This is a genomic window from Aeromicrobium sp. YIM 150415 (assembly GCF_016918125.1).
Lineage (GTDB): Bacteria > Actinomycetota > Actinomycetes > Propionibacteriales > Nocardioidaceae > Aeromicrobium > Aeromicrobium piscarium.
Genome location: NZ_JAERWM010000010.1, coordinates 149,477 through 166,118 on the forward strand (window position 1 = coordinate 149,477; position 16,642 = coordinate 166,118).

The following is a 16,642-nucleotide window of genomic DNA, read 5'->3' on the forward strand; positions in this document are numbered from 1 at the left end:
TCACATGCAATCAGATGCCACCGACAGCGCGGGGAACATCCACGCGTCCCCGCTTCACGGGGGTGGACTCGCGGGCCCAGTGCTCCTGCGCCTCCATCATCAGCGGCGCCGGGAGTGTGCCGTCGGCGCGCACCACGCGCCACCAGCACACGAGGTGACCGAGTCGCGACATCACCTGGCCGACCTGACGCGGTCCGCCCTGACCGATCTCCTCGGCGATCAGGCCGTAGGTGAGCACCTGGCCCGGGGGAATCGCTTCCACCCGGGCCAGGACACGCTCATCGAACTCTTCGCTCAGAGCCGTTCACTCACCGATCAGTAGGCCGGCTGCGAGGGGTCGATCTGGTCGACCCACGCCGACACTCCGCCGCCCACGTGGACGGCATCGGAGTAGCCCGCGCCCTTGAGCACCGCGAGCGCCTCGGCCGATCGCACACCGGACTTGCAGTACAGCACGACCGGGGTGTCCTGCGAGAGCTGCTCGAAGGCCTTGCCCGAGAGCACGTCTCCCTTGGGGATGAGCACCGAGCCCGGGATCTTGTTGATCTCGTACTCGTTCGGCTCACGGACATCGACGAGCGCGAAGTCGCGTCCTCCGTCGGAGCGCTCCTTGAGCCAGCCGTCGAGGGTCTGGACGCTGATCGTCGAGCCCGCGGCCGCCTCGGCAGCCTCCTCGCTGACCGCGCCGCAGAAGGCGACGTAGTCGTCCATCAGCTCGGTCGGCAGCACGCCCTCGGGATCGCGGCGGATCTTGAGGGTGGTGTAGCGCATCTCGAGCGCGTCGTAGACCATCAGGCGGCCGATCAACGGATCGCCGATGCCGGTGATGAGCTTGATCGCCTCGGTGACCATGATCGAGCCGATCGACGCGCACAGGACGCCCAGCACGCCGCCCTCGGCGCACGACGGGACCATGCCCGGCGGCGGCGGCTCGGGATACAGGTCGCGGTACTGCGGACCCTCCTGGGCCCAGAAGACCGACACCTGGCCCTCGAAGCGGTAGATCGAGCCCCACACGTACGGCTTGCCGAGGATCACGGCCGCGTCGTTGACGAGATAACGCGTGGCGAAGTTGTCGGTGCCGTCGAGGATCAGATCGTACTGGCTGAAGATGTCGAGGACGTTGTCGTTGTCCAGGCGCTCCTGGTGCACGATCGTCTTCACATACGGGTTGGTCTCGGCCACCGACTCCGCGGCGCTGAGCGCCTTGGGCTTGTCGATATCGGACTGGCCGTGGATGACCTGACGCTGCAGATTCGACTCGTCGACGACATCGTCGTCGATGATGCCGAGGGTCCCGACACCGGCGGCGGCCAGGTAGAGCAGCGCAGGGCTGCCGAGCCCGCCCGCGCCGATCACGAGGACCTTGGCGTTCTTGAGGCGCTTCTGGCCGGTCATCCCGACATCGGGGATGATCAGGTGGCGACTGTAACGGCGGACCTCGTCGATCGTGAGTTCGTCGGCGGGTTCCACGAGTGGGGCTACCAAAGGTCTCTCCTTCTCCCCTGGGGTGCTGATGTCGGTACAACCATGCGGACGTGCCTATTGTTCCCTGCCGGCGAGCACGGGCCGGAGGCTGTCCGGATCATGAACGCCCACCCACTACGCTGGCGTGGTGAGTTCCCCCGCCGATGCCCGTCCCCGCACCAGCCGACTGCCTCGCGATGCCCGTCGAGCGCAGCTGCTGGGGGTCGCGCGCGAGGTCTTCGTCGAGCAGGGCTACCACTCCGCGTCGATGGACGAGATCGCCGAGCGTGCCGGTGTCTCCAAACCGGTCCTGTACCAGCACTTCCCCGGCAAGCTCGACCTCTACCTCGCCCTGCTGACCACCTCGGCGGACGAGATCATCGCCGGCGTCACCACGGCCCTGGCCTCCACCACCGACAACCGCCGGCGCGTACAGGCCACGATCGAGCTGTGGTTCGACTATGTCGACGCTCAAGGGCAGTCCTTCCTCCTCGTGTTCGGTTCGGACCTGACCAATGATCCCGAGGTCCGCGACATCGTCGACCGCGTGATCAGCGAATCGGCCTCGGCGATCGCGGAGGTCATCAGCGAGGACACCGATCTGCCCGATGCCGCCGCTCAGCTGCTCGCGGTGAGCCTCGTCGGCATGGGCCACGTCGGTGCCCGCAACTGGCTCTCCGCCGAGTCCACCCTCGGCCGCGAGGAAGCCGTCCAGCTCGTCTCGGCGCTCGCCTGGCGCGGTATCGGCGGCTTCCCCAATCCTCATCGCCAACCCACTGAAGGAGAATGACCGTGGAGGTCAAGATCGGCGTCCAGAACGCCTCTCGTGAACTGTCCGTCGAGACCGACGCCGCGCCCGAGGAGGTGCTGGGCGAGCTGAACACCGCGATCGAGAAGGAGACGGTCTTCACCCTCAGCGATGCCAAGGGGCGGACGGTCGCCGTCCCGGCCGACAAGGTCGCCTACCTGTACTTCACTTCCGACAGCGGTCGCAAGGTCGGCTTCGGCATCGGCGGCTGACCCCCTGCGTCGGGCGGCGGTAGGCAGGACATCTCGGTGATTGAGTAGCCGCGAGGAACGAGCGGCGTATCGAAATCACCCCCGGAATGTGGTCTCGATACGCTCCCTCGTCCCTCGGTCGCACTCGACCACCGAGAAATCAAGCTCATCTACTGGCGGAACCTCTAAGTCAGGTCAGGCGGCGAGGCCGAGCTTGTCCATGCGCTCGGTGTGGGCCTCGGTCAAGCGGGTCAACATGCGCCCGATGACCGTGAGGTCCATGACGGCGCCCGGCCGGTCGGCATTGCCGACGAGCACCGCGGTCAGCGCGTCACGCTCGGCCACCACCGTCTGGGCCTGGCTCAGCGCCTCACCCATGAACCGGCGGCCCCACAGCGCGAGCTTGCCGCCGACCCGAGGCTCCTCGGCGATGGCATCGCGGATGACATCGACGACGAACTCCGAGTGTCCCGTGCCGCTCAGCGTGTCGAGCACGAGCTCACGCGTCTCGGCGTCCAGGAACGCGGCGATCTCACGATAGAAGTCGGCCGCGAGGCCGTCCCCCACATAGGCCTTGAGCAGTCCTTCGAGGAAGTCCTGGGGCTGTGTACGGGCGTGGAAACGCTGGAAGATCGGCTGGAACGGCAGCATCGCGGCGTAGGGGTCCTCCCCCAGCGCGACGAGCCGATCGCGCAGCTGCGCGAAGTGCTCCCACTCCGCGGATGCCATCGCCGCGACCTCGGCCTCCTGGGCCAGCGTCGGGGCCATCTTGGCGTCCTCGGCGAGCCGCTCCCAGGCGCTGATCTCGCCATAGGCCAGCAGGCCCAGCAACTCGACGACGCCTTGACGGTAGGCTGGGTCATCGAAGGCGTTCGGTACGGCGGCGGTCATGCACCGCAGCGTAGCGCGGCACGGCGCGCCATGTGAGGCCGCCCGAACGATACAGACGTGCGACGTCCGCGGACGTCAGAGAAGAAATCCGAGAAGAACCCTGACTACTTTCACCGAGCTGGGCGTCGAAACCGCCATCACCGATGCCCTGGCTGATGTCGGCATCACCACCGCGTTCCCGATCCAGGAGATGACCCTGCAGGTCGGGCTCATGGGCACCGATCTCATCGGCCAGGCGCGCACCGGCACCGGCAAGACCCTCGCCTTTTCCATTCCGGTCATCCAGCGGACCATCGTCCCCGGCGATGCCGACTATGACGAGCTCGCCGCCCCGGGCAAGCCTCAGGCCCTCATCGTCGCCCCGACGCGCGAGCTCGCTCTGCAGGTCGCCAAGGACGTCGACACCGCGTCGAAGAACCGCGGCACCCGCAATCTCACCATCTACGGCGGCGTCCCCTACGAGCCCCAGCTCGAGGCGCTGGAGACCGGTGTCGACATCGTGACGGGTACTCCCGGGCGCATCCTCGACCTCATCAACCGAGGCGCCCTCGACGTCAGCCACGTCAAGTCGCTGGTCCTCGATGAGGCCGACGAGATGCTCGACCTGGGCTTCCTGCCCGATGTCGAGGCCATCCTCGCGCGCACCCCCGAGACCCGCCAGACGATGCTGTTCAGTGCGACGATGCCCGGCGCGATCGTGTCGCTGGCTCGCAAGCACATGCATCACCCGATGAACATCCGCGCGGAGTCCGCCGAGGCCAACCAGACGGTTCCCGCCACCAATCAGTTCGTCTGGCAGGCCCACGACATGGACAAGCCGGAGATCGTGGCGCGCATCCTGCAGGCCGACGATGTCGGCCGGGTCATCGTCTTCACCCGCACCAAGCGCCAGGCCCAGCGCATCGCCGATGATCTCGCCGATCGCGGCTTCCCCGCCTCGCCCCTGCACGGCGACATGGCGCAGAAGGCACGCGAGAAGGCCCTGCAGGGTTTCCGTGACGGTGAAGTCAGCATCCTGGTCGCCACCGATGTCGCCGCCCGCGGTATCGATGTCGCGGGCATCACGCACGTCATCAACTACACGTGCCCCGAGGACGACAAGACCTATGTGCACCGCATCGGCCGCACCGGTCGCGCGGGCGCGAGCGGCACGGCCGTGACCTTCGTCGACTGGGCCGATATCCAGCGCTGGAAGCTCATCAACACCGCGCTCGATCTGCCCTTCGAGGAGCCCGAGGAGACTTACTCGACCTCCGAGCACCTCTTCCGCGATCTCGGCATCGACCCGAACGTCAAGGGACGTCTGAAGCCCGCCGCCCCCAGAGAGCCGAAGCCCAAACAGGGCGACCGCTCGGGCTCGGGGTCCGGCGCATCGTCGCGTAATCGTCAGCGCACCCGTCGTACGTCCGGGAGCTCAGGCGGGTCGTCGGCCGCGCCGACGGATAAGGCACAGGCCTCTTCGGGAGACGCACAGCAGCCGCGTACCGGTGAGGACGGGCAGCCGCGACGCCGGCGTCGTCGTCGCCGTCGTTCCGGCGGTGGTTCGGGCGAGGGGAATGCCGCCTCGGCTCCCGCGTCCAGCTCCAACGACTGACGCCTCCCGCCTCGACGGCGGTGGGCCATCACATACCTGCACCACTCGCGCCATTCGGCCATCCGGCGACGAAGGATGTGATTCCGTGGTCGTCATGGCGACCGCAGAGTCACATCCTTCGTCTCCGTGGGACTAGAGATGTGATTCTGCGGTTGCTATAGCAGCCCTAGAGTCACATCCCTCGTCGCCTCACCTATCGCGAGCAACGAGAGTCGGTGGTTGATGGCTCACCGCCCAGCGCGGCGGTACGGGATGATTCACCGCCCATGCGGCGGAAGGGATCAGACGACGATGACGGGCGTGCCCATCGGGGCCCAGTCCCAGAGGAACGCGGCATCCTCGATGTTCTGCCGGATGCAGCCGGCAGAGAGCGCCTCGCCCAGTTGGTCGAGGGACTGCTCGAGCTGTCCGTCGTGATCGATCGGGATCGCGTGGAAGCCGATCGGCTCGCTCCAGCCGGTCGTGAACTCCACGAAGTACTCCATCGTGCCCGAGTTGTCGAAGCTCGTGGCGTTCCGGTATCGGGCGCGCACCTCATAGGATCCCGGGTCGAGGTTGTCGAAGCGGCTGCCGGAGACCAGATACGTGGACGTGACGGTGTCATCGTCTTCCACGAGCCACACCCGTTGATCGTCCTGGCTGAACACGACCCGGCGCCCCTCGCCCGAGTCGGCGGGAACGGCCGGCACCGCGTCCTCCGCGGCCGGCTCCTCGGGCTGCGGCTCGGCCGGCGGGGCAACCTCCTCGGCCAGCACGGGCAGCGTCGCACGGACCAGCGCGGGAGTCTCGTCGGCGTCACCGGCGCTCGACGACGGAGCGAGGATCGCCGTCAGCCCGACCGCGAGAGAGACGGTCACCGAGCCGAAGAACATGGTTCCGCGGGCCCGCATCCGGTGGGAGTTGCGACGGTGCTTACCCATCCAGGAACCCCCGGGCGATCGCTCGATAGGCGTCCGCACCCTTGTGATTCACCGACGTCGCGAGGATGGAGCGGCCGATCGCGGGCGCCTCGGCGAAGCGGATCGACTTGGGAATGGGCGGTTCGAGGACCGTCAGATCGTAGGTCTCGGCGATCGCCGTGCGGACATTCTGTGCGTGTCGGGTGCGGCCGTCGTACATCGTCGCCAGCACGCCCCGGATGACCAGATCGGGGTTGATGAACTGACGCACGTCGTAGATCGTGTCGAGCAGCTGGCCGACGCCGCGGTGGGAGAGCGTCTCAGCCTGCAAGGGGATGACGACCTCGTCGGCGGCGGAGAGTGCACCTACCGTCAGCACGCCGAGCGCCGGCGGGCAGTCCAGCAGGATCCAGTCGTAGTCCGAGCGCACCTTATCGAGCGCGACCCTGAGCCGCTGCTCGCGACCCGTCCGGGTGACGAGCTGCTCCTCGGCCTGTGTGAGCGCGATGCTCGCCGGCAGGAGATCGACGCCGTCGTCGGTCTCCAGGATGGCCTCGATGGCGGGCACCTTGCCGAGCAGAACCTCCCCGACCGTGACATCGAGCTCCTCAGGATCGATGCCCAGCGAGAACGTGAGACTCCCCTGGGGATCGAGATCGACGACGAGCACCCGCTGGCCTTCCTCCGCGAGCGCAGCACCGAGGGAGGCGACGCTCGTGGTCTTGGCCACGCCGCCCTTCTGGTTCGCCAACGCGATGGTCGTCGTCACGTGCCCATTGTGCCATCGTCGCCACCGGTCGCGCGGTCGATCCACATCGGACACCGCATCGCGCGGGTGGCATGCTGGCGCCATGACTGCGCGTGCCCTCGTCACCGGACCGACAGCGGGGATCGGTAAGGCCTTCGCCCGGCAACTCGCCAAGGAGGGCGTAGACCTCGTTCTGGTCGCGCGCGATGAGGATCGATTGACCGAGCTCGCCGACGAACTGCGCCGCGCCCACGGCGTCGACGTCGAGATCCTGCCGGCCGATCTGACCGACTCCGGCGCGCTCGACCGGGTCGCCACGCGGCTGGCCGACGACTCGCGGCCGATCGGCCTGCTGGTCAACAACGCCGGCGCGTCGATCGCGGGCTGGTTCGGCGCCACCGATATCGCCCTGGAGGATCGCCAGCTCGATCTGCTGGTGCGCGCTCCGATGCACCTGATGGACGCGGCGCTCAAAGCGATGTCTCGGCGCGGCTACGGGGCGATCGTCAACGTGGCGAGCGTCGCGGCCTTCACCCCGCGGGGAGCCTATTCGGCCCACAAGTCCTGGCTGGTGAATCTTTCGCTGTGGGCCCACCTGCAGTACGCGGACGCCGGTGTGGTCGTGCAGGCGCTCTGCCCCGGCTTCACCCGCACCGAGTTCCATCAGCGCATGGACGCCGATATCTCCGATATCCCGGACTGGATGTGGCTGAAAGCCGACGAGGTCGCGGCGGCATCGCTCCGCGATCTGCGTCGCGGGAAGGCGCTGTCGGTGCCGACCGCCAGGTACCGGGCGTTGTCCACGCTCGCCAGGCACGCGCCGATCCGGCTCGTCGCGGCCGCAGCGAAGCGAGGTCGCTGATGAGCGTCCCGCAGACCCTGGCGATCCCGGACGGTGTCGAGGTGACGCGGATCGCGTCCGAACGCTGCGAGCACGCGGTGCATCGGGCGGCTCCTGCCGGAGAGGTGCGCGGGTCGATCCTGCTGGTCCACGGGTGGACGGGGAGCAAGGAGGACTTCACTCCGATCCTGCCGTTGCTGGCGGCGCACGGCTTCGATGCCCTCGCCTACGACCAGCGCGGCCAGTACGAGACCCCCGGCGAGCCGGATGACGACTACAGCCTCGACGGCTTCGCCCAGGATGCTCTGGCCCTTGCCGAGACTGCCTTCGGCACCGCCCCGTTCCATCTCCTGGGGCATTCCTTCGGCGGCCTCGTGGCCCAGCAGGCCACAGTGACGGCCCCTGAGCTCGCCGCCTCGCTGAGCCTGCTGTGCACCGGTCCGGGTGCGCTCGGGGACTCCCCCACCCGTCCGCTCAAACACGTCATCGCCGCGATCGGCCAGCTTCCGCTGCTGAAGATCCATCAGTTGCGCGAGCAGGGCATCAAGCGGCCGGCCCAGATCACCGCCTTCCTCGCGCGTCGCTTCACCTCGCAGTCGCAGGCGGCCCTCGCGGCGATGACCCAGGCGCTGATCGACGCGCCGGACATCATCGACGATGTCGCGCGCACGGGGGTGCGGACGTGGGTCGGCCGTGGGGAGGACGACGACGCATGGTCCTTCGAGGCGCAGGAGGAGATGGCGCGACGGCTCGGCACCCACGTCGTCATCGTTCCCGACGCGGGCCACTCGCCCGCCGTCGAGTCTCCCGGGGCGCTGATCGACGCCTGGCTGCCCTTCCTCATCAGCTGAGCATCGAGACTCGCCCGGCTTCGTTTCCGCCCGGGGATCAGCCGACGATGGCGCGCAGGGCCGCGACGTGATCGCGATAGGCGCGCCGGCCCTCTGTGGTCAGGGATGCCCAGGTGCGGACCCGCCGGTCCCGGGTGCCCTTGGTGACGGTGACGTATCCGGCCTCGTCGAGGGCCTTCACCTGCTTGCTGAGGACGGACTCGCTCACCCCCAGCACTTCGCGGAGAGCCGCGAACTCCACCTGGCCGACCGTGTCCAGGGCGGCACAGATCTGTAGCCGGTGCGGCGCGTGGATCACGGTGTCGAAGCCCTCGACGCCGGTACTCATGAGGCCTCCCGCAGCGCGCGCCGGTAGTCGCGATCCCACTGCGGCCCGACGACGGTCCAGAGCAGCACGGTCACCACCGCGAAGACCGTGGCCACCACCAGACTCTGGGTGATGGCGGCGACGATGAGACCGACCGCGAAGGGCACGATCATCAGCCAGTAGCGCCATGCCTCGCGAACGAAGGGATTGCCGAAGTCCCAGGTACCGGTGCTGCGTCGATACCAGAAGACAGAGCTGAGCACGATCGCCAGGGCTACCGCGAAGATCACGGGCTGCCACCCGCGTGCCGCCATCGACACCGTCAGCAGGGCCGCGCCTACCCCGAGGTAGGCGTAGAAGCCCGTCGGGGCGGCCGCGCGATCGGCGATCCCGGCCCGAACGTCCTCGATGGATGCCAGCGCCTCGCGCGCCGCAGCGTCGTCGTCGAATGCATCTTGACTTTCCATACCGGAAACTCTAACGCTGACTTTCCATAACGGCAAGCCGATGAGGAAAGTCAGCGGAGTGCGGCCCGGATCGCCCGCCGCGCGACCGGCCCGAGGCCGTCGAGCGTGCTGGCCAGCGAGCTGAGCGTCGCCAGCGCCCCGTCCGACTCCGCGGCGCGCACCGGTGCGGTGAGCTCGATGCCGATGAAGGACGACGAGACCAGATCCGCGAGCTCGCCGGCCGATACGAGCTCACCGAAGGGCGAGCCCACGAGCAGGCGCTGGGCGACCTCTCGCACGCGTTCGGTCCACAGGTCCAGCGCCGCCCTCGACACCTCCGCCATCGCCGGATCGGTCTGCGCCGCGGCGAGCGCCTGCCCCAGGATCGCGACGCTGCCCGCCTCGCGTTCCTCACGCCGCACGCGCACGGCAAGGTCCACCAGCCCGGAGAAGCTGTCGACCGTGTCGAACTGCGTGGCGTAGCGGTCGACCCGCTCCTGCGTGGCGGCCAGACAAGCCGCGCCGATCAGCTCGGCGACACTGCCGAAGTGGTAGAAGACGAGCCCCTGTGCGAGCCCCGCTCGCTCGGCCACCGTCCGAGCAGACACCTTCGCGATGCCGTCCACGCGCATGGCCTCGATGGTGGCATGCACGAGCCGGCGCTTGGTCTCCTGCGATTTCGGCGTGGTCACCCGCTCAGCCTAGGTCGAAGGAGCCAGAACACCGTGCACGCACCCGCCGCACCGATCGCCGCGACAACACCGCCGACTACCGCCAGGGCGACGGCAAGGGAGAGCCCTGACCCAGCCGCCCAGATGAGAACGGCGCTCGACCCCGCCACCACCTGACCGCAGATGGTGAGCAACGCCGCCGACACCCACGGGCCCTGCCGCCGCGCGATGCCCTCGTAGAACAGCACGGACCAGCGCCACGGACGGCAGACTCGGCAACACGGCACGCACGCCGACCTCGAGCGGCGACAGCGCCATGAACTCGATGAGATATCGAGTGAAGGTGGGATCGAAGGAACTAGCTCCACGAGCCTGCATCCACTCGACACCACCGGACACGATCACGACGACCCCCGACAGGGACACCGTCATGGCCACCACGAGAACCGGGAGCCGGCACACCGCCCCAGGGAGCCGCGACGAGGCTCGCGTCGCCAACCTGGCGGCACGCGGCGGACCGGAGCTCGCCCGCTCCCGTTCCGACCCCCGTTGCCGAACCGGAGTCCGAGCAGCGTGGCGATCACCGCGACCGGCACGACGACGATCATGAACGGCGCTGCCGCCGTGGGAACAAGGCAGATCGCGGTGGCGAGGCCGACAGCCACCGCGACCCCGGCCCGGGCGTCGGCATGATCGTGACGTTCGGCCAGCAAGGGATACAGCACGGTCGCGACGATCATGCCCGGCAGGCACAGGACTACCCCCACAGGAACGCCGTACACGGCACCGGCGACGGCGTAACCGACGGCTGTCACGATCGTCCCGTGCTCACCGATCCCGGAGAGGGCGCCCAGCAGTGCGCCGAGGAGCCCGCCTGTCACACATCCGGCGATCAGCGCCCGACCGGCGATCTCCCAGCGCGGCATCACGGCCAGGACGCCTCTCGCGCGGGCGGAAGGGACCGTTCTCGGGTCGGTAGCAGGGAGGTCGGCGGCGGTCCCGTGTCGAACTCGGCCGTGAAGCGGCCCTCGTAGCCGAAGATCGGACCGCAGAGAGGATGGTCGACCCGCACCGCGATGACGTACTGCCCGGAGCTCTCGTCGTAGGACTCGCGCACCCGAGCGTGCCCCGTCGCCCACGCGGGCAAGGGCCACCAGCGACCCAGGGCGATCGACTGCGCCGTGCTGCTCAGTTCGAGACCACCGTCGCGGACCTCGAGTTCGAGCGCCGCGGCGACATGGTGGTGGGTGCCGAGGAAGTCGACGATGCCGCGCTCGGGATCGAGGACCATCGCCGCGTCGAAACGCCGCCGCAGGCCGGGCGCCACCTCGAAAGTCCGCACGAAGGACACGGCCTCGCGACCGAAGGCGTCCCCATATCCGCAGTTCTCGATCGTGAACGGGATTTCGGTGCCGGACTCGGGGAACAACAGATGGCGACCTGCCCCGAGGGCGAGGAACGGTGTCATATAGGCGGGGCCTCGCCAGATCCGGCTCATGACGCCCCGGCCGATACTGCGCTGACCGGGGACCAGCGCGAAACGCCGCTGCATCGCGGGATGCAGCTCGCCGAAGGCGTCCCCGAGCGCCTGTCGGAAGATGCTCATCGCGGCGCCTCCACCTGGGCCGACTGCCTCGGCGCGGACGCCGAGGCCCTGTCGGGAGGTGTCCGCAGGCACCGGCGCGCCGAGGGCACGCGGGAGGGCACCGGGCGCAACGCCAGCAGCGCCACCACGGCGGCCGCGGGCACCGACCACGCGGCGAGGAGAAGGACGGGCATCACCCTGGCGGTGACGTCCAGCAACGCGAAGACGAGCGAGAGCCGCGGCGATTGGCCGGTCTGCACCCACAGTCGCAGACGATCGAAGGACCATGCCGTCGCCCACCCCATGAGCGGTCGCACCAGACGATCGAGACCGCGATAGCGGGGCTCGTAGTCGTAACCGGTCAGGAACCTCACCCCGCCCTCGCCGGTGGGCACGTAACGCCAGTAGCCCGACCCCTGAGCGATCGGCGAGAGGCGATGCGAGGAGGCGAAGCGCAGTGAGGAGGTTGCTCCTCCGTCCGCACGCTCGCGAGTCCCGGCATGAGCGCCGAGGCCGTGGACGCCGAAGGTCGAATAGCGGAACCGGCCCGGCGCCGTGGCGACGATGCTCCCGAATCGCAGGTCCCATCGCGCGTGATTGCTCGGCACCTGCGTGAGGTGCCAGATCCGGGCCATCGGAGCGTCGATCCGGGTCTCGACGTAGATCCTCCGGTACATGAACATCTCCTTTTTGAGCAGTCGATCAAAAAGGAGATTACAAGATATTGAGCGGTTGCTCAAGTGATGGATTCAGCCCAGCAGCCGGGCGAACTGTTCGGGATCCGTCAGATTGGCGCCGAGGGGGAAGCCCACTTTGCCCGTGCCGTGATAGTCGCTCGACCCGGTCCGGATGAGGCCGAGTTCGTCCGCCATGCCCGCGAGCGCCTCGCGATCCTTCGCATCGTGATCGTTGTGATCGACCTCGATGCCCGCGAGACCGATGTCCGCAAGATCGGCGAACACCCGCAGGTCGAGCACCTCACGGCTCTCACGCGCCCACGGGTGGGCGATCACCGCACGTCCACCCGCTGCGACCAGCAGCTCGATGGCACGCGGAAGATCGGCGGCATAGCGGTCGACATAGGCGGGCTTGCCCGGCGAGAGCAGGGTGGCGAAGGCCTCCTCACGCGAGGCGATGTAACCCTTGGCGATCAGCGCGTCGGCGATGTGCGGACGCCCCGAGGAGATCGCATCGGCCGCGACGGCGCGTACGTCTTCTTCCGTGATCGCATAGCCCAGCTCGTTCAACCGCGCGATCGTCAGCGGAAGGCGGTCATCGCGGCCACCGAGCACTCGCTCCAGCTCCTCGACAAGGGGCTCATAGGAGGGATCGAACTCGTAGCCGAGCAGATGCACGCTCGCACCCGCGTATCGCGTGGAGATCTCGATCCCTCGCACCACCCGGATACCGCCGACATCATCGGCGGTCGCCTGGGCTTCCTCCCAGCCCGCGGTGGAGTCATGGTCGGTCAACGCCACGATGTCCAGACCGGCGCGCTCACGCGCGTTGCGGACGAGCTCAGCAGGAGTGTCCGTGCCGTCGGAACGATTCGAGTGCGTGTGAAGGTCGATGCGCACGCCCCCAGGCTAGGGCATGCGCTACCAACTGGTGACGTTCCACCGCTTGACGACCGGCGTGCCGCGATCGGCGCTGAGCACCGAGTAGGTGGCGGTGTCGAGGTCGAAGATCCGGCCCTGCTCGACGACGAGGCCGAGCCAGCGGGCCGCGAGGACGCGCAGGCTGTGGCCGTGAGCGAAGACGAGCGTGCGGCCCGGCTCCCGTGCGAGGTCGACGACACGGTCCAGCCGCACCCCCACCTCCCGCGCGCTCTCGCCGTTCGGGCACGGATGGGTCCAGACGGTCCAGTCGGGGACGCTCTCACGGATGGTCTCGGTCGTCAGGCCCTCGTAGTCCCCGTAGTCCCATTCGACGAGGTCCGGGTCGACGATCGCCTCGTCGAAGCCGGCCAGCTCTGCCGTGCGCTGGGCGCGTTGCCGAGGACTCGTCAGCACCCGGTCGAAGGCGATATCGGCGAGGGCCGGCCGCAGCGTCTCGGCCTGCCGCTCGCCCTCCTCGGTCAGCGGCAGATCCGTGAACGACGTGTGCCGCCACTCACGACTCCACTCGGTCTGACCATGTCGGACGATCCACAGCTCGGCGTCGGGAGCGAGTACGTTCACGCCGCCACGCTACTGCGCGGGACGGCGGTCGGCTCATGTGGCATTCCACAACGCCCGGTAGTAATCGATGCGCTCGATATCGGGTTCGAGGCCATACGTCTCCCAGAACAGGCCTTCATCGGGGTCCTCGAAGTTCCACGCCAGCGACATCGTGGCGACGGCCAGATCCGCCCATCGGTCGGCCGCCCCCGATCGCCCCACGTCGACGGTCGCCGCGAAACGCGCGTCGTCGCCGAGGAGCGTGTTCGGTGCACAGGCATCGCCGTGACAGACGACCAGCAAGTCGACGTCGGGGGCGGTGAGGAGCGAAGCAGGCACCTCGCGCCCCGCCGACACCGCTTCGGTGATCCGAGCTTCCACACCCCAGTCGAAGGGGCACGTGGCGACCGGTAGGGAGTGGAGGGCCCGCAGCCCCTCGGCCACGGCCCTGACGGCCTCCTCGGGACGACGCGTCCACGTCGGGTCGACCGCCGAGCGCGCCGGGAGAGCTGCTGTGACCAACAGCTCCTCGTGGCCCCGGACGACGAGATCGAGCACCGCGGGAACCGGATGCCGGCCCGCCAGCCAGCGGAGTCGCTCAGCCTCGGCTGAGAGGGACTCGCCCGAGCCCGCCGGGTTCCACTTGAGGTACCGAGGGCGCGTACCGCCGACTCGGCCGGTCAGCCCGCCCACCTCGTTCTGCCAGACCAGCGTCACCTCCCCCGCCGCCATCTCACGCATGAGCGCCGGCACGGGGTGGCCGGGAGGAGGCGCACCGGCGAGGCTCACCGGGGAACGAGCACCCAGTAATCGAGGTCGAGCAGCACGTGCGGCAGGTACTTGCCATCCTCGCCACGAAGCGTCATCGACTCGTCACGCCCCTTGGTGGCGACGAGCCTCAACCGCAGCGCGCCGACACCCGGTGCGGTGGTCTCTGCCGTGTCGAGCACCTCGGACCAGGCATAGACCGTGTCGCCGGCGAAGGCGGGCGATGTGTGTGCCCCGGCATTGATCGCGGCGATCAGCTGCGCATTGGCGAGTCCGTTGAAGGAGAGCGCCCGGGCCATCGAGATGACGTGGCCTCCGTAGACCAGCCGGCGGCCATCGGGGCGCGCCTCGGTGTTGAAGTGCACCTTGGCGGTGTTCTGCCAGAGCCGCGTCGCCATCATGTGCTCGGGATCGGTGAGGGTGACGCCGTCGACGTGGTCGATCTTCTCTCCCACCGCGTAGTCGTCGAAGCGGTGCGGCTCGCCGGCGGCGACGAGGTCGTAGTCGGTGAAGTCCAGGCCCTCGGGGATGATCAGATCATCCGCGGCGACCACCGTGGCGAGCTCGGGGACGAGGGTCTCGGGGGCCGGAGCGTCGATATCGCGCTTGTGCACCATGACCCAGCGGGCCCACTCCAGTGCGATCTCGCCCCGCTGGTTGGTGGCGGTCGAGCGCACATAGACCACGCCGCTCTTGCCGTTCGAGTTCTGCTTGAGGCCGATGACCTCCGAACGCGTCGAGAGCGTGTCTCCGGGGACCACCGGACGGTGGAAGCGGCACTCGGCGTAACCCAGGTTGGCGACCGCGTTGAGCGAGACATCCGGGACGGTCTTGCCGAAGGCGATGTGGAAGGCCACCAGATCCTCGACCGGTGCCGGCGACAGTCCCACGGAGGCAGCGAACTCGACCGATGACGGGATCGCGAAGCGGGTCGGGTACAGCGCCTGGTACAGCGCCCGGTCGCCCTCGGTGACGGTCCGCGGAGTCGCGTGTTCGATCACCTGCCCGACGGTGAAGTCCTCGAAGAAGTTGCCCGGATTCGTCTTGGTCATGTCATCCTCGCGTTCGGTGGCCTACGGCACACATCATGGCCGATCGCGGACGCGAGAAAGTTACTGCCCCGTCACCTCGGGGCGTCAGAACGCCGAGGCCGCACCCGGTCGGTGCGCGAGCAGCTCCTGGCCCTGGGCCAGGAACTTGTGCTCCACCAGCACCTCGAACTTGCTGGGCAGGATGGTCTTGACACTGGAGAAGTCGCGCTGTCCGCGCTGCATCGCATAGGACACGGCGGCGAGGATGCCACCCCAGACGATGCCCAGCACGAGGCCGGTGAGAACCGCACCGAACCACTGGCCCTCGGCCGCGAAGATGCCCAGCAGCAGGCCCACCAGCAGGCCGAGCCAGGCGCCGGCCCCGACACCGCCGAGGATCGCGCGACCCCAGGTCATGCGTCCGGTGACGCGCTCGAGCTGCTTGAGCTCGGTACCGACGATGAGAACGTTCTCGACGGGGAACTCATTGTCCGAGAGGTAGTCGACCGCCTTCTGCGCGTCGGCGTAATCATCGAAGACGCCGAGCGACTGCGGGTACTCGAGGGAGAAGATCTGTGCCATGCCATCAGTTTAGTCCGTCGAGCGGGTCCGGGCAGTGAGTCGAGCGTCTCCCCCGGCCCGCTGGGGTGACGGCCACCTCGGACGGGAGAATGGGATCATGCGACTGCTGATGCTCCGTCACGGCCAGACCCCGGCGAACGTCGCGGGCGCCCTCGACACCGGTGCTCCGGGCCCTGGGCTGACGGCCCTGGGACAGTCACAGGCCGAGGCCGTCCCTGGGGCGCTCTCCGACCTGTCGATCGACGCGCTGATGATCTCGCCTCTGGTCCGCACCTCCTTGACGGCCACGCCCCTCTCCCGGGCACTCTCCATGGAGCCGCAGACCCTCGAGGGCATCCGGGAGGTCGAGGCCGGCGATCTGGAGATGAGGACCGACGGTGCTTCGCATCGGGCCTATCTCGAGACGGTGTTCTCGTGGGGCCGCGGACGTCTCAACCAGCAGATGCCCGGAGGGGACGACGGCCACGCCTTCTTCGACCGCTTCGATCGCTCCATCGCCCAGATCGCCGATGCAGGCTGGCAGCGAGTCGTCATGGTCTCGCACGGCGCGGCGATCCGCTGCTGGGCGAGCGCGCGCGTCGCCGGGGTCGACATCGACACGGTCGAGCGCACGCCCCTGGCGAACACCGGGCTCGTGGAGATCGAAGGCGACCCCCGCTCGGGCTGGCGTCTGGTCAACTGGAGCACGACTCCGGTGGGCGGCGCACATCTGACGGCTCCCGCCGCGGACGATCCCACCGGCGACACCATCGAGAACGCCTGACGCCCGCCGGGACGCTGGGGGTCCCCGAGGACCCGGTGTG

General features: G+C 68.6%; 22 protein-coding genes. 6 read left to right on the forward strand and 16 right to left on the reverse strand.

What is annotated here, in order from left to right; all coding sequences use genetic code 11:
• Positions 1–10: 10 nt before the first annotated feature.
• On the reverse strand, positions 11–262 hold the full coding sequence (locus JL108_RS06385; protein ID WP_246065061.1) for an MGMT family protein: 252 nt from the start codon (positions 260–262) through the stop codon (positions 11–13).
• 53 nt (positions 263–315) lie between these two features.
• Entirely contained in the window at positions 316–1,488 is a 1,173-nt protein-coding gene (gene moeZ, locus JL108_RS06390; protein ID WP_205197555.1) for an adenylyltransferase/sulfurtransferase MoeZ, read from the reverse strand.
• A gap of 124 nt (positions 1,489–1,612) precedes the next feature.
• Here moeZ and JL108_RS06395 point away from each other — a divergent pair, with 124 nt between their 5' ends.
• Entirely contained in the window at positions 1,613–2,257 is a 645-nt protein-coding gene (locus tag JL108_RS06395) for a TetR/AcrR family transcriptional regulator (RefSeq protein ID WP_143912015.1), read from the forward strand.
• A 2-nt stretch (positions 2,258–2,259) separates the two neighbouring features.
• Positions 2,260–2,487, forward strand: a complete 228-nt coding sequence (locus JL108_RS06400; RefSeq protein WP_143912017.1) for a DUF3107 domain-containing protein — start codon at positions 2,260–2,262, stop codon at positions 2,485–2,487.
• A gap of 174 nt (positions 2,488–2,661) precedes the next feature.
• Here JL108_RS06400 and JL108_RS06405 read toward each other — a convergent pair whose 3' ends face one another.
• Positions 2,662–3,357, reverse strand: coding sequence for a ferritin-like fold-containing protein (locus JL108_RS06405; RefSeq protein ID WP_205197556.1), 696 nt, complete (start codon positions 3,355–3,357; stop codon positions 2,662–2,664).
• Here JL108_RS06405 and JL108_RS06410 point away from each other — a divergent pair.
• Positions 3,356–4,951, forward strand: coding sequence for a DEAD/DEAH box helicase (locus tag JL108_RS06410; RefSeq protein WP_240190718.1), 1,596 nt, complete (start codon positions 3,356–3,358; stop codon positions 4,949–4,951). The genes JL108_RS06405 and JL108_RS06410 overlap by 2 nt on opposite strands.
• A 281-nt stretch (positions 4,952–5,232) precedes the next feature.
• Here the strand turns inward: JL108_RS06410 and JL108_RS06415 are convergent, their stop codons facing one another.
• Both JL108_RS06415 and JL108_RS06420 read right to left on the reverse strand, forming a co-directional pair.
• Positions 5,233–5,871 (reverse strand): L,D-transpeptidase, encoded by a 639-nt coding sequence (locus JL108_RS06415; protein WP_205197557.1) that lies wholly within the window; start codon positions 5,869–5,871, stop codon positions 5,233–5,235.
• Positions 5,864–6,619 (reverse strand): ParA family protein, encoded by a 756-nt coding sequence (locus JL108_RS06420; protein ID WP_185972974.1) that lies wholly within the window; start codon positions 6,617–6,619, stop codon positions 5,864–5,866. The genes JL108_RS06415 and JL108_RS06420 overlap by 8 nt, the downstream gene beginning before the upstream one ends.
• Before the next feature lie 82 nt (positions 6,620–6,701).
• Between JL108_RS06420 and JL108_RS06425 the strand changes: the two genes are divergently transcribed.
• Both JL108_RS06425 and JL108_RS06430 read left to right on the forward strand, forming a co-directional pair.
• The gene (locus tag JL108_RS06425; RefSeq protein ID WP_205197559.1) at positions 6,702–7,460 is read left to right on the forward strand and encodes an SDR family oxidoreductase; all 759 of its coding nucleotides are present in this window, start codon (positions 6,702–6,704) and stop codon (positions 7,458–7,460) included.
• Positions 7,460–8,290, forward strand: a complete 831-nt coding sequence (locus tag JL108_RS06430) for an alpha/beta fold hydrolase (RefSeq protein WP_205197560.1) — start codon at positions 7,460–7,462, stop codon at positions 8,288–8,290. Before JL108_RS06425 ends, JL108_RS06430 begins: the two co-directional genes overlap by 1 nt.
• A gap of 37 nt (positions 8,291–8,327) precedes the next feature.
• Here the strand turns inward: JL108_RS06430 and JL108_RS06435 are convergent, their stop codons facing one another.
• From JL108_RS06435 to JL108_RS06485, 11 genes are all read right to left on the reverse strand, one after another.
• Positions 8,328–8,618: a transcriptional regulator gene (locus JL108_RS06435; RefSeq protein ID WP_205197561.1), complete on the reverse strand. Its 291-nt coding sequence runs from the start codon at positions 8,616–8,618 to the stop codon at positions 8,328–8,330.
• Positions 8,615–9,064 (reverse strand): hypothetical protein, encoded by a 450-nt coding sequence (locus JL108_RS06440; protein WP_205197562.1) that lies wholly within the window; start codon positions 9,062–9,064, stop codon positions 8,615–8,617. Before JL108_RS06440 ends, JL108_RS06435 begins: the two co-directional genes overlap by 4 nt.
• A 50-nt stretch (positions 9,065–9,114) precedes the next feature.
• On the reverse strand, positions 9,115–9,735 hold the full coding sequence (locus JL108_RS06445) for a TetR/AcrR family transcriptional regulator (RefSeq protein ID WP_205197563.1): 621 nt from the start codon (positions 9,733–9,735) through the stop codon (positions 9,115–9,117).
• A 407-nt stretch (positions 9,736–10,142) separates the two neighbouring features.
• Entirely contained in the window at positions 10,143–10,640 is a 498-nt protein-coding gene (locus JL108_RS06450) for a hypothetical protein (RefSeq protein WP_205197564.1), read from the reverse strand.
• Positions 10,640–11,320, reverse strand: a complete 681-nt coding sequence (locus JL108_RS06455; protein WP_205197565.1) for a DUF4166 domain-containing protein — start codon at positions 11,318–11,320, stop codon at positions 10,640–10,642. The genes JL108_RS06450 and JL108_RS06455 overlap by 1 nt, the downstream gene beginning before the upstream one ends.
• Positions 11,317–11,976, reverse strand: coding sequence for an SRPBCC family protein (locus JL108_RS06460; protein WP_205197566.1), 660 nt, complete (start codon positions 11,974–11,976; stop codon positions 11,317–11,319). Before JL108_RS06460 ends, JL108_RS06455 begins: the two co-directional genes overlap by 4 nt.
• 72 nt (positions 11,977–12,048) lie before the next feature.
• Positions 12,049–12,876: a PHP domain-containing protein gene (locus JL108_RS06465; protein ID WP_205197567.1), complete on the reverse strand. Its 828-nt coding sequence runs from the start codon at positions 12,874–12,876 to the stop codon at positions 12,049–12,051.
• Positions 12,877–12,897: 21 nt separating this feature from the next.
• Entirely contained in the window at positions 12,898–13,479 is a 582-nt protein-coding gene (locus JL108_RS06470) for a histidine phosphatase family protein (protein WP_143915015.1), read from the reverse strand.
• A gap of 33 nt (positions 13,480–13,512) precedes the next feature.
• Complete coding sequence (locus JL108_RS06475; RefSeq protein WP_205197568.1) at positions 13,513–14,247, reverse strand: aminoglycoside 3'-phosphotransferase; 735 nt, start codon at positions 14,245–14,247, stop codon at positions 13,513–13,515.
• Positions 14,244–15,278: a MaoC family dehydratase gene (locus tag JL108_RS06480; RefSeq protein ID WP_205197569.1), complete on the reverse strand. Its 1,035-nt coding sequence runs from the start codon at positions 15,276–15,278 to the stop codon at positions 14,244–14,246. Before JL108_RS06480 ends, JL108_RS06475 begins: the two co-directional genes overlap by 4 nt.
• A gap of 84 nt (positions 15,279–15,362) precedes the next feature.
• The gene (locus JL108_RS06485; RefSeq protein ID WP_205197570.1) at positions 15,363–15,839 is read right to left on the reverse strand and encodes a general stress protein; all 477 of its coding nucleotides are present in this window, start codon (positions 15,837–15,839) and stop codon (positions 15,363–15,365) included.
• A gap of 97 nt (positions 15,840–15,936) precedes the next feature.
• Between JL108_RS06485 and JL108_RS06490 the strand changes: the two genes are divergently transcribed.
• Complete coding sequence (locus JL108_RS06490; protein ID WP_143915012.1) at positions 15,937–16,602, forward strand: histidine phosphatase family protein; 666 nt, start codon at positions 15,937–15,939, stop codon at positions 16,600–16,602.
• The last annotated feature ends 40 nt before the right edge of the window (positions 16,603–16,642 follow it).